General features: G+C 67.2%; 7 protein-coding genes. 6 read left to right on the top strand and 1 reads right to left on the bottom strand.

Annotation, left to right across the window (positions count from 1 at the left end):
- Positions 1-152 precede the first annotated feature (152 nt).
- From BMX37_RS08605 to BMX37_RS08595, 3 genes are read left to right on the top strand one after another with little or no spacing between them, the layout of a single operon-like run.
- Entirely contained in the window at positions 153-659 is a 507-nt protein-coding gene (locus BMX37_RS08605; RefSeq protein WP_093665307.1) for a 2Fe-2S iron-sulfur cluster-binding protein, read from the top strand.
- Positions 656-1,645, top strand: coding sequence for an FAD binding domain-containing protein (locus BMX37_RS08600; protein WP_093665306.1), 990 nt, complete (start codon positions 656-658; stop codon positions 1,643-1,645). Before BMX37_RS08605 ends, BMX37_RS08600 begins: the two co-directional genes overlap by 4 nt.
- Positions 1,642-3,984, top strand: a complete 2,343-nt coding sequence (locus BMX37_RS08595) for a xanthine dehydrogenase family protein molybdopterin-binding subunit (protein ID WP_093665305.1) — start codon at positions 1,642-1,644, stop codon at positions 3,982-3,984. The genes BMX37_RS08600 and BMX37_RS08595 overlap by 4 nt, the downstream gene beginning before the upstream one ends.
- A 63-nt stretch (positions 3,985-4,047) precedes the next feature.
- Here the strand turns inward: BMX37_RS08595 and BMX37_RS08590 are convergent, their stop codons facing one another.
- Complete coding sequence (locus BMX37_RS08590) at positions 4,048-5,979, bottom strand: MGH1-like glycoside hydrolase domain-containing protein (RefSeq protein WP_244501464.1); 1,932 nt, start codon at positions 5,977-5,979, stop codon at positions 4,048-4,050.
- Positions 5,980-6,312: 333 nt separating this feature from the next.
- Here BMX37_RS08590 and BMX37_RS08585 point away from each other — a divergent pair, with 333 nt between their 5' ends.
- The 3 genes from BMX37_RS08585 to BMX37_RS08575 all read left to right on the top strand — a co-directional run bounded on the left by BMX37_RS08585 (position 6,313) and on the right by BMX37_RS08575 (position 12,750).
- The gene (locus BMX37_RS08585) at positions 6,313-8,820 is read left to right on the top strand and encodes a glycoside hydrolase family 31 protein (RefSeq protein WP_093665303.1); all 2,508 of its coding nucleotides are present in this window, start codon (positions 6,313-6,315) and stop codon (positions 8,818-8,820) included.
- A 133-nt stretch (positions 8,821-8,953) separates the two neighbouring features.
- Complete coding sequence (locus tag BMX37_RS08580; protein WP_093665302.1) at positions 8,954-9,634, top strand: DUF6445 family protein; 681 nt, start codon at positions 8,954-8,956, stop codon at positions 9,632-9,634.
- A 164-nt stretch (positions 9,635-9,798) separates the two neighbouring features.
- Complete coding sequence (locus tag BMX37_RS08575) at positions 9,799-12,750, top strand: TonB-dependent receptor (protein ID WP_093665301.1); 2,952 nt, start codon at positions 9,799-9,801, stop codon at positions 12,748-12,750.
- Positions 12,751-12,775: the final 25 nt, after the last annotated feature.

The raw sequence follows: 12,775 nt of genomic DNA, 5'->3' as shown, positions 1-12,775 counted from the left end.
GGCCGGCCGATCCGCCCCCCGTTCGCCGCCGGAGGATCGATCGTCCGGCACGTGCGACGAGTTGTTCCCGAATGGTCGCGGCCGCGCCTCCACAGCCGACCGATCCGTGCTAAGCTTTCGGTCACGCACACGGCCACACGCTGGAGGATAGGATGTCGCTCATCGTCAACGGAACGTCCGTCGCGCCGCCCGACGATCCACGCGTATCGTTGCTCGACCACCTGCGCGAAGGGCTGCACCTGACCGGGACGAAGAAGGGGTGCAACCAGGGGGCGTGCGGCGCGTGCACCGTGCTGGTCGATGGCGAGCGCATCCTGTCGTGCCTGGCGCTGGCGGTGCAATATGACGGGCGTCACATCACCACGGTCGAGGGTCTGGCGCAGGACGATGCGCTGCACCCGTTGCAGGCCGCGTTCATCGAGCATGACGGCTTCCAGTGCGGATATTGCACGCCGGGGCAGATCTGTTCGGCGATCGGCATGGCGGCGGAGGTGGAACGCGGCGTGCCCAGCCATGTCACCGCCGACCTGCGCGCCGATGCCGCGCTGACCCGGGAGGAGATCCAGGAACGGATGAGCGGCAATCTGTGCCGCTGCGGCGCGCACAACGGCATCGTCGCGGCGATCCAGGCGACCTTTGTCGTGGAGGCCCAGGCATGACCCCGTTCACCTACAGCCGGGCCGGCGAGACGGCGGAGGCCGTGCGCATGGGCGGCGCGGCGGCGAGCGCGTATCTGGGCGGCGGCACCAACCTGGTCGACCTGATGCGAGAAACCGTGGCACGGCCCGAACGGCTGGTCGACGTCAGCGGGCTGTCGACGAGCATCACCGACACCGACGCGGGCGGCCTGCTGATCGGCGCGGGCGTGCGCAACACGACGCTGGCGGAACACCGCGCCGTGCGCGAGCGCTTTCCGCTGCTGTCGCGCGCGATCCTGGCCGGGGCGTCCGCGCAGATCCGCAACATGGCGACGGTCGGCGGCAACCTGATGCAGCGCACCCGCTGCACCTATTTCTACGACGCCGACGGATCGCGCTGCAACAAGCGGGTGCCCGGATCGGGATGCGACGCGCGCGACGGATTCAACCGCATCCACGCGGTCCTCGGCGCTTCGGACGCGTGCGTGGCGACGCATCCGTCCGACATGTGCGTCGCGCTGGCCGCGCTGGACGCGGTGGTGCACGTGGAGGGCAGCGCCGGCGTCCGCACCCTGCCCCTGCGCGAGTTCCACCGCCTGCCGGGCGACCGGCCCGATGTCGACACGGTGCTGGCGCCGGGCGATCTGATCGTCGCGGTGGAGGTGCCGCCACTCGGCTTCGCCACCAACTCCACCTATCGCAAGGTGCGCGACCGGGCGAGCTACGCCTTTGCGCTGGTGTCCGTCGCGGCGGCGCTGGACATGGACGGCGACCGTGTCCGCGACGTGCGCATCGCCCTGGGCGGCGTCGCGCACAAGCCGTGGCGCGCCGCCCGTGCCGAGGACGCGTTGCGCGGCGGTCCGGCGACCGAGCAGGCGTTCCGCGCCGCCGCCCTGATGGAATTCGCGGACGCGCAGCCGTTGCGCGACAATGCGTTCAAACCGGAACTGGCGACGCGCACGCTCGTGTCCGTGCTGGGCGCGCTGGCCAAGGGAGACGCGGCATGAGCATCCTCGACACCGCAAAGGAAACCGCACAGGGCCTGATGCAGGGCGCGCTGGAAAAGCTGGTGCCGCTCGCCCCCGACAGCTGGATACCCGGCGGCGTGCCGGACCCGCTGATCGCGCGCAAGCATGGGCTGATCGGCAGCCCCGTGTCGCGGCTGGACGGCGCGTTCAAGGTGCAGGGACAGGCCCCCTTCGCCGCAGAGTTCCGGTTCGACCGGATGACCTATGCCGCGCTCGCCTATGCCACGGTCGCGCGCGGGCGGGTCGCATCGATCGACAGCGCGGCGGCGGAGGGGGCACCCGGCGTGGTGCTGGTGATGACCCACCGCAACGCCCCGCGGATGAACACGCCGGCGGTGTTCGGATCGTCCCCATCGGCGGTCGGACCCTCCGACCTGCCCATCTTCCAGGACGACCGGGTCCACTGGAACGGACAGCCGATCGCCTGCGTCCTGGCGGAGACGCAGGAACAGGCCGACCACGCCGCCTCCCTGCTGGCATTCACCTATGACGAGGAGCCGTCGACCACCACGCTGGAGGGGGCAAGGGCCGCGGGGACGGAGCAGGGCGTGATGATGGGACGCCCGCTTCTCAATAAGATCGGCGATGCGGACGCCGCGCTCGCGGCGGCACCGCACAGCGTCGATCACCTTTATCGTACGCCGCGCCACAACCATAACGCGATCGAGCCGCATGCCGCCACCATCGCATGGGTCGACGATCAACTGCACATCCACGACGCCAGCCAGATGGTCACGCAACAGGCGCAGACGGTCGCCGAGGTGTTCGACCTGAAGCCGGATCAGGTGCGGCTCACCTCGCCCTATGTGGGTGGCGGGTTCGGCAGCAAGGGGCTGTGGGATCACCAGATCATCGGCGCCGCCGCCGCGAAGCTGTGCGGGCGACCGGTGCGCATCACGCTGTCGCGTGAGGGCGTGTACCGCGTGGTCGGCGGCCGCACCCTGACCGAGCAGCGGGTGGCGATCGGGGCACAGGCGGATGGCGCGATCGACGCGCTGATCCACACCGGCATGGCTGTGATGACGCCGCACAACAGCATGCCCGAACCCTTCACCCTGGGCACCCAGTCCGCCTACGCCTCGCCCAACATCACGCTGCAGGTGAAGATGGCGAAGATGAACATGCTCGCCAACACCTTCATGCGCGCGCCCGGCGAGGCGGTCGGCACCTTTGCTCTGGAATCGGCGATCGACGAGCTCGCGGTGGAGTTGGGGATGGACCCGATCGACCTGCGCCTGCGCAACGAGCCGGATCGGGACCCGGTGTCGGGCCTGCCCTTCTCCTCCCGCAACATCGCGGAGGCGTGGCGGCGCGGCGCGGAGGCGTTCGGCTGGAACGAACGCAGCGCGACACCGGGGACCAGGCGGGATGGCGAGTGGCAGGTCGGCATGGGCTGCGCCACCGGCACCTATCCCTATTACCGAATGCCGGGAGCCGAGGCGCGGATCACCCTGACCCTGCAGGACGGCGCGATCCATGCGAAGGTGGAGATCGCGGCGGCCGAAATGGGCATGGGTACGTCGACCACCACCGCGATCGTCGCAGCGGAACGGCTGGGCCTGCCCATCGAGCAGGTGGAGGTCGCGTACGGCGATTCCGCCATTCCAGGCGCGATCATGGCCGGCGGCTCGCAACAGACGGCGGCAATCGGGGGCGCCGTGATCGCCGCGCACAACGCGCTGGTCGCCGAACTGCTGAAGCTGGCCGGCAACGACTCTCCGCTCGCCGGCCTGTCCCCGGACGAAGTCGGCAGCGAGGGCGCCGCCCTGTGCAAGCTGGATGATCCGGGACGGCGCGAAAGCTACGCGTCGATCCTCGGCCGGGCCCAGCGGGATCAGGTGAGCGTCACGCAGGCGGGCTCGCCGCCGCTGGAGTTGATGCACTGGTCGATGCACTCGCACAGCGCGCTGTTTTGCGAGGTGCGGGTCAACGCCGTCACGGGCGAAACCCGTGTCGGCCGTTTCCTCGGCGCGTTCGATTGCGGTCGCATCCTCAACCCCAAGACCGCGCGGAGCCAGTTTCGGGGCGGCATCATCATGGGGCTGGGCATGGCGCTGATGGAGGAAACGCAGTTCGATGAACGCAACGGGCGGATCATGAACCCCAGCCTCGCCGAATATCACGTTCCCGTGCATCTGGACGTGCCGGAGATCGACGTAATCTGGACCGACATCCCCGATCCGCACACCCCGATGGGCGCGCACGGCATCGGTGAGATCGGCATCACCGGCGTCGCGGCGGCGGTCGCGAACGCGGTGTACAACGCGACCGGCAGGCGCGTGCGCGACCTGCCGATCACGCTGGACAAGCTGATCTGATACGCGACCGTGCGGTTCGGTGGCCGTCCCGGCGCCGAATCGCACGGGTTCATCCCGCGACCGCTAGAACATCTTCAGCTCGACCAGGCGGATCTGCCGACCGGCCGGCACGTGCAGGTTCAGCCTGTACCGGCTGGCCGTGACCGGAGCCCAGGTCAGGTTGGTGACGCCGTTCGGCACGATCGGCACGCCGGGCGCATCCACGTCCAGCCATTCGCCGGCCTGCCATCCCGTCTCGTGCCAACGCTGCAACCGCACGGTGTCGGGCACGTCGAAGCGTTTTCCATCGGCAAGAAAGGCCAGTTCCGCACGGGACAGCATCACCGGCTGGCCGAAGTTCAGCTCGAACCATTGATCGCCCGCGCCCTCCGGCGACCAGCCATTCTCCAGCTCGCGAAAGAACCACAGCCGCCCGTCGACCGCCGCGTGCAGCGCCTCCGGCTGCGCACCGCTCGACGCGCTCAGTTTCGGAAAGCCTGAGCGGTCCAGCTGCATCGCCCGGTTGATCGGCCGTGCCACCGGCGCATTCTCCGCACGGGACAGCGCCACGACGATCCGCGACAGGCCCGGCGTGTTCGCCACTTCCCGCCCGTCGACCTCGACGCGCAGGCCCGCGCCCTGTCGGAAATGCCGCCCGTCCGCGTCCCAGGTCACCGCCACCAGATGGCCGTGATAGGGGATCTGTTCGGCCCGGAACCAGCTCAGCGCCTGTGGATCGCCCCTGCTCGGCAATAGCGGGTTGACCTCCAGCACCTCGTCGGCGCGCGGGCGGATACCCACGACCCCGGTCAGGACGAGGTTGTCGAAGCCGGAATGGAAATAATGGTGGCTCCGCGCGAGCCCGACGATCGGGCGACCCGTATCGGGATGGTAATCCTCCTCCAGGTCCAGCCGCCCGTCCTGATAATGCAGGCGCGCATATTGCCGCAGCAGCTGCATGAAGTCGGCACGGGTGACGCTGGTCTGGTGGTAATGATCCAGCAGGTTGATCATGCCCTCCAGAACCTGCGTGGTCTGGAACGGCCAGACGGGGCCGTTCCACTGGCACTCGGGCTGCGTACCCTCGTACCGATATTGCCGCATGTAATATTGGTAGCCGGGCTCCACGGTCCTCAGGCCCGCCGGCCCCCGAAACCCCGTCGGCGCCATGACGTGCGACCACGCCGCGCCAAAGGCTGGCGTGTCGTCCGGCAGATCGAACGCCCAGGGGGCATAGCCGGCCAGCTCACGCCCGCGGATCGGCTGCCAATAGGTCACGAACTGGTTGTTGACCTTGTACCGGTCGGTGAAGTGGCCGAGCGCGGGGTTCCAAAGGTCCTGCTGGACCCGCGTCTTGATGGCCTCCGCCCGCGCGGCATAATCCTTGGCGGTGGCGTCGTCGCTGGTCAGCGCGGCCAGTTGCGACAGCGCCCGCGCCTGCGCGAACATGTAGCTGTTGACCGTCGGACGAAATGCCTCTCCACCGAAGAAGCCGTCCTTGCCGCCAGACGCGTCGATCGATGCGATCGTGTATTCGGTCGCGTCCAGAAGCGGCGAGATCCAGTACAGGCCCTTGGACCAGTCGAGATGGTCGTACCACGCATCGTACAGGCGGCGCATTTCGGCCAGGTGTCGCGTGGCGGCCGCCGCGTCGCCATCGACCAGGTACCGACCCCAGACCGAAGCCGCGATATAGTCGCTGAAATGCCGGTCGTTGCCGCCGGACAGCATGTAATCGAGGTAATCGTCCGCAAAGCGCCGATCGCGCAGCCAGCGCAGTTCCGCGACGTGGAACCCGGTGGCGTCGTTCAGGCTCGCCTCCGGTTCCCGCTGCCAACTGACGTCGTTCGCGAACTCGGTGGTGATATAGCCCTTGCCGCCCAGGTCACGCTGATGCGCGCGCACGATCTGCCAACGGTAGTAATAGACATCGTCCAGCGTCGGGTCGGAGGAGCGGAAGAACGGGATACGGTCGCGATACCACGCGGCATCGTTCCCGAACCTCTGCCGCGCCACCTGGTCCAGTTCGTCCGCCCGTCGACCCCTGTCCGCCGCCCGCGCCGAAACAGGCGTAGCGACGACGACCGACGCGACGGCAAACAAAGCCGCGGAACGAAGCCATGTGCGGATGCGGGATCGGGAGCGTTGAAGTGCCTGCATCCGGTAACGCTATCGCAGATCGCAGGCTCGCAACAGCCAGTCCGCGCGACGGGTTACTCCGCCTCCCCTCGGCCCGCCGGGCAGCCTTACCCCGGCAATCGCCCCATACGTATTCATGCCCGGGCTCCCCTTGTCGCGGATCGTCGGTGGATGCCAAGCGGACGGCGATAAATCATTCGGGAGAGAGCCATGTCGATCGGCCGTTTTTTGAAAGTCGCGCTCGCGACCAGCAGCGTCGCCATCGCCGTACCCGCGCTCGCTCAGGGCCCCGCCGCAGCCACGGCGACCGGCATCAACCGCGACAATGGGCTCGAAGCGCGGCGGGGAGCGATGCTGATGCGCGTGGAAGCGCTGACCGACATGGTGCTGCGGGTGCGGATCGGTCGTGACGGCACCCTGCCCGAAGATGCGAGCTGGGCAGTCGCCGCTCCGCTGCGGCAACAGCGGGTGAAGGTCACGGCCACGCCCGATGGCTTCCGCACGTCGGCGGTTCAGGTCCGCCTCGACCCGGCGACGCTGGCACTGACGGTCACCGATCTCGCCGGCAAGGTCATCGTCGCCGATGCGCCAAGTCCGGTTGCGGTGGAGGGTCGCACGTTCACCCTGCGCAAGGCCTTGCCGCAGGGGGAGCATTATTTCGGCCTGGGCGACAAGACTGGCGGGATGGACCGACGCGGGAAGACCTTTGTCGACTGGAACACTGACGCCTATGGCTTCAGCCCGGCCGACGATCCCATCTACAAATCGATTCCGTTCTTCATCGGCGTCGGCGGCGAGGGCGGCAGCTGGGGCATGTTCCTGGACAATAGCTGGCGCACCGCGTTCGATTTCGGCCACAAGACTGACGGCGTCCTGGAACTCAGCGGCCCGGACGGTCCGATCGACTATTACCTGATCGCCGGCCCTTCCACGGCGGAGGTGGTGCGCCGCTACACGGACCTGACCGGAAAGGCGCCGCTCGTGCCGCAATGGGCGCTCGGCTACCAGCAGTCCCGCTACAGCTACGAAACTGCGGACGAACTGCGTCAGGTCGCCGCCCGCCTGCGCCAGGAAAAGGTGCCGACGGATGTTCTGTGGCTCGACATCGGATTCCTGGACAAGAATACGCCCTTCACCGTCAACAAGACCAAGTTCCCGGACCTGAAGGGCCTGGTCGCAGACATGCGCCACGACGGGTTCAAGGCCGTGACGATCACCGACCTGCATGTCGGCGCCAATCGGCCAAAGGGCAGCTATGCCCCATACGACAGTGGCATGGCGGGCGATCACTTCGTAAAGAACGCAGATGGGTCCGTGTACGTGGCCCCGGTCTGGCCCGGTCCGTCGGTGTTTCCCGACTTCACGCAGAAGCGGACGCGTGACTGGTATGGCGGCCTGTTCAAGGAACAGGTCGACATGGGCATCGCCGGCGCGTGGAACGACATGAACGAACCCGCGATCTTCGAGACGCCGACCAAGACCATGCCGCTCGACGTCCAGCATCGCATTGCGACGGACGACTTCACGCCCCGAACGGCCAACCATGCCGAACTGCACAACATTTACGGCATGGAGAACACACGCGCGACGTTCGACGGGCTGCAAAAGCTGGCGCCCGACGAACGGCCGTTCGTGATGACCCGCGCAAGCTATGCCGGCGGGCAACGCTATGCGGTCACCTGGACCGGCGACAACAGCGCGACCTGGGATCATCTGAAGCTGTCGATCCAGCAGATCGTGAACCTGGGCCTGTCCGGATTTTCCTATGGCGCTGCCGATGTCAGCGGCTTTGCGGGCGGACCCAGCGCCGACCTGCTGACCCGGTGGTTCGAGATCGGCGCGTTCTATCCCGTGTTCCGAGATCATTCGGCCACGGGCACGCCCCGCGTCGAACCTTGGGTCGACGGTCCGGACCACCTCGCCATCCGGCGCCGCTTCGTCGAGGAGCGGTATCGCCTGATGCCGTACCTGTACGGGCTGGCGGATCAGAATGCGCGGACCGGCGACCCGATCCTGCGCCCCGTCTTCTACGACTATCCATCGGCGCTGCGCATGTCCTGCGACCAGAGCTGGACGTTCACGCTGGGCAAGGCGTTGCTGGTCGCGCCGCCGCCCACGCCCGAAAGCCCTCAGGCCTATGACGTGTGCCTGCCACAGGGCGGGTGGTTCGATTATTGGACCGGCCTGCCTGCTGGCACAAAGGCGATGCAGGAGACCGGGCCGATCCAGTCGGCGACGCAGGCGACGGGCGAGAAGCAGGCGCAGGGCGACCTGGTGCGCGAAACGCCGCGATTGGACCGGTTGCCCGTGTTCGTCCGCGCGGGCACCATCCTACCGCGTCAGCCGTTGGTGCAAAGCACCGCGGAAACGCCGTCCGGCCCCCTGCAGCTCGATGTGTACCCGGGTGACGACTGCCAGGGCACGCTGTACGCCGATGACGGCCACTCGATGGCCTATCGACGCGGCGTGCTGCTGCGGCAGGCGATCCGGTGCACACGCACTGCGGAGGGCATCAGGATCGATTTCGATCGGCGACAGGGATCGTTCCGGCCGTGGTGGCGGGAGATGCGCGTGACCGTCCATAGCTGGACCGGCGCCGGCACAGTCTCGGCGCGGAACCGCGCGGTGGCTTCGGACACAGACGCGACCGCGCAGACCCTGTCCTTCACCCTTCCCGACCAAGCGCGCGCCGCGAGCGTGACGATCGCCCGTCGCTGATGGCCGCGATCGGCGCGCGACCTGTTCTGGCCCGTTCATGGCGGCGCGTCCGTGCGATGCACGCGGCGCCCACCGTCTGGCCCCGACAGAGCGATCGGTGGAGACTTGCCCCGCGGTCGGGCTATGGTCGCGCATGACCTGGCGCGTCTCCATCGAGCATCATGGCGCGGAGCGGCAGCCGGTGGTCTTGATCGACCATTTCGCTCCGGATCCCGCGCAGTGGGTCGACGGGGCCGGTTTCCTGTCGTTCTATCCGATCGGGGAGCATTATCCGGGTGTACGGGCGCCCGTGCCGCCGTCGATGCTGCGCCAGCTGCTGTCCGATCTGGCGCCGGTGGCGGAGGAGTTGTTCGGAGCCGTGGAGCTGGAGGTGGTCGACGCCTTCTTCTCGCTGGTCACCACTCCGCCGGCAGCGCTCGCACCGATCCAGCGGCTACCGCATTTCGACGAGACCTCGCCCGGACGGCTCGCATTGCTCCACTTCCTCTCGACGGACGAATCCAGCGGCACGGCCTTCTACCGCCACCGCGCGACTGGGTTCGAAAGCGTGGATGGGGCGCGGCTGCCCGCCTATCGCACCGCATTGCAGGCCGATGTAGCGCGCGCCGGCCTGCCGGAGCCAGGCTATATCGGTGGAGACACGCCGCTGTTCGAACAGCTCGCGGTGCATCGCGGCACGTTCAATCGCGCCCTGCTCTATCGCTCCAACACGCTGCATTGCGCGCTGATCCCGCTGGGCATGAACCTGTCCGACGACCCCGCCACCGGCCGTCTGACCGTCAACACCTTTCTCGATTCCCGGCCCGCCGCCTGATCCGCGTCTGTGGCCGGAAAGCCACGTCCGGACGGGCGGGGAGGAGACTCCGTCTGAATACGTATGTGGCTTTCTTTCCACGGCGGAGCCAGCGGACCTAAAACCCGCCCAATCAGACAGCCGGCCGCGTGTTGCAAAGAGCCGGTGTTTTTGGAGGGGCTTTCATGACAACTTCGCAACCGCTCTCGATCCGTGCACGCCTGACGACGCGGGCCAGTGCGCTGACCATGGCCGGCGCGATGCTGGTGGCCGGCGGTGCAGCATGGGCGCAGGAAGCGCCCAACCCCGGCGCCCCGACCGCGAACACGGCGGCCCCCGCCTCTGCGCAAAGTGCGCCGCAGCCGGCCGACGGCCGTCCCCAGACCAGCGCCGATCCCGATCCGGCGGCCACCGGCGTCGCCACGGCCACCGCGGCACCGCAGGCCGATGAGCAGACCGACATCGTCGTGACCGGCATCCGCGCCTCGCTCGCCTCCTCGGCGAAGATCAAGCGCGACTCCACGCTGATCGTCGACTCCGTCTCTGCCGAGGATGTCGGCAAGCTGCCCGACGTGTCGATCGCCGACTCGCTCGCCCGTCTGCCCGGCGTCACCGCCCAGCGGCTGGAGGGACGCGACCAGCGCCTGTCAATCCGCGGCCTGGGTCCGGATTTCTCGACCACGCTGTTGAACGGTCGCGAGCAAGTGACCGTCGGCGACAATCGCGGTGTCGAGTACGACCAGTACCCGTCCGAGTTCTTCAAGAACGTCAACGTGTTCAAGTCCGCCGATGCCTCGCTGATCGCGTCGGGCATCTCGGGCACGGTGGACCTGCGCATGCTGCGGCCGCTCGATCAGTCGCAGCGGGTGTTCGCCGTCAACGCGCGCGGTCAGATGAACGGGCTGAAAAGCCTGAACCCGGACTCATCGCGCTACGGCTACCGCGGGTCTGCGACCTATGTCGACCAGTTCGCCGACGACACGTTCGGTGTCGCGCTGGGCGTATCGGCGACCCAGACGCCGTCGCAGGACGAGCGGTACAACGCATGGGGCTACAATCCCGACGCGAATGGCAACCAGCTGCTGAGCGGGGCCAAGCCCTATGTCCAGTCGAACGAACTGAAGCGCTACGGCGCGGTCGCGACGCTGGAGTGGGAACCGAGCGACAGCTTCCACTCCACCTTCGACGCGCTGTATTCGCATTTCCAGGAACGCCAGATCCTGCGCGGCATCGAGTTCCCGCTGTCCGGTCAGCTGGCCAGCGCCACCAACCCGACCGGGACCGTCGTCACCAACAGCACCGCCAGCGATGGCTTCGTGACCGGCGCCACGTTCAGCAACGTGTTTGGCGTCCAGCGCAACGACTACAACAAGCGCAAGGCCGACAACTACTCGCTGGGCTGGAACAACGACCTGCGCCTGACCGACAGCATCCACCTGAACGTGGACGCAAGCTGGAGTCATGCGAAACGTACCGACTTCCTGCTGGAAACCAACACCGGCACCGGCTTCTCGAAATCGGGGCGGCCCGACACGGTCACGATCTCGCAGAACGACAACGGCACATACCGCATCGTGCCGACGCTGGATTACACCAACACCGACATCTTCAAGCTGACCGATCCGCAGGGCTGGGGCAACAATGGCAACCAGCAGGTCGTGCAGACCGGCTTCCTCAATCGGCCCAGCTTCAAGGATGACCTGAAGTCGCTCCGCGCCAGCCTGAACGGCGAATTCGAGGGCAGCGTGGTTAAGGGTTGGGAGGTCGGCGGGAACTACAGCCGCCGCAAGAAGACCAGCGCCTACACCTCCTACTTCCTGTGCCCCAAGGGTGCGGGCACCGGCTGCACCGTGGCCAGCGGCACGCCACTGACCGGCAACGTGCCGCAAGAGGCTCTGCTGGGCGAAAATGTCGCGCTGGACTATCTCGGCATACCGCAGATGCTGACGCTTGATCCGCTGTACATCTACAACAACTCGGTGAACGCCGCGTACGACAACCGGCCGTCCGCCCTGGTGCGCGACAACAGCGTGACCGAGAACGTGTACACCGGCTATGCCAAGATCACGCTTGACGGCGAGGTCGGCGGCAAGACGCTGAAGGGGTCGCTGGGCGGCCAAGTCGTGCATTCGCAGCAGCGTTCGGACGGGCAGATCGCCAGCGTCGTCGGCGGCAACGTGACCGTCGCGCCCGCCAGCCAGAAGGTCAACTACACCAACTTCCTGCCCAGCGCGACGATGTCGGTCGAACTGATCCCCAGCGGCTTCATCAAGATGGGCGCGTCCCAGACGATGGTGCGGCCGCGCCTGGATCAGGAGCGCGTGACGCAGGACGTCGCGATCAACACCGGCAATATCGGTCAACAGCCCGTGTCGCTGTTCCCGGTGTTCACCTCCACCGGCGGCAACGTCGCGCTACGCCCGTATCAGTCGACCAACATCGACCTGTCGTTCGAGAAGTATTTCACCGGCGGCGGCTACGTCGCGCTGTCGGGATATTTCAAGCACCTGACCGACTTCGTCGATCCCAACAACAGCTACGCCTACGACTTCACGCCGCTGTTGAGCGCGCTGACGCCTGCGCAGCAGGCGGCGGTGATCGCCGCCGGTCAGACGACGGGCAACGTGTCGTCGCCGGCGAACACCGGGCGCGGCGAAGTGCTGGGGCTGGAGGGCACGCTGTCGCTGCCGTTCAAGGCCATCACCAGCGCGCTGGACGGTTTCGGCATCTTCGCCACGGGCAACTACACCCAGTCGACGATCAAGTTCGCCAGCAACCCGGCCGAGGCGATCACCCTGCCCGGCCTGTCGAAATACACGGCCAGCGGCACGGTCTATTTCGAGAAGTGGGGTTTCCAGGCGCGCGCCAACTACCGCTATCGCTCGTCGTTCCTGGCGGAGGTCGCGGGCCTGTCGGCAACGCCCACCTATCGCACTGCGCGGTCGGAGGGCATTCTGGACGCGCAGATCGGTTATGAATTCCAGGAAGGGTTCCTGAAGGGCTTCTCCATCCTGGCACAGGGTAAGAACCTGACCGATCGTCCGTTCGTCACCTACAACAACGGCGATTCACGCCAGGTGATCGATTACCAGCGCTATGGCCGGGATTATTATATCGGCCTGACCTACAAGTTCTGATCGTCCCCTCGATTGGACCTGGTCG

The organism is Sphingomonas gellani (genome assembly GCF_900110035.1).
In the GTDB taxonomy this organism is placed as follows: Bacteria; Pseudomonadota; Alphaproteobacteria; order Sphingomonadales; family Sphingomonadaceae; genus Sphingomonas; species Sphingomonas gellani.
Note: the sequence above shows the minus strand (reverse complement) of the source record. Positions and strands in the feature narration are given on the sequence as shown.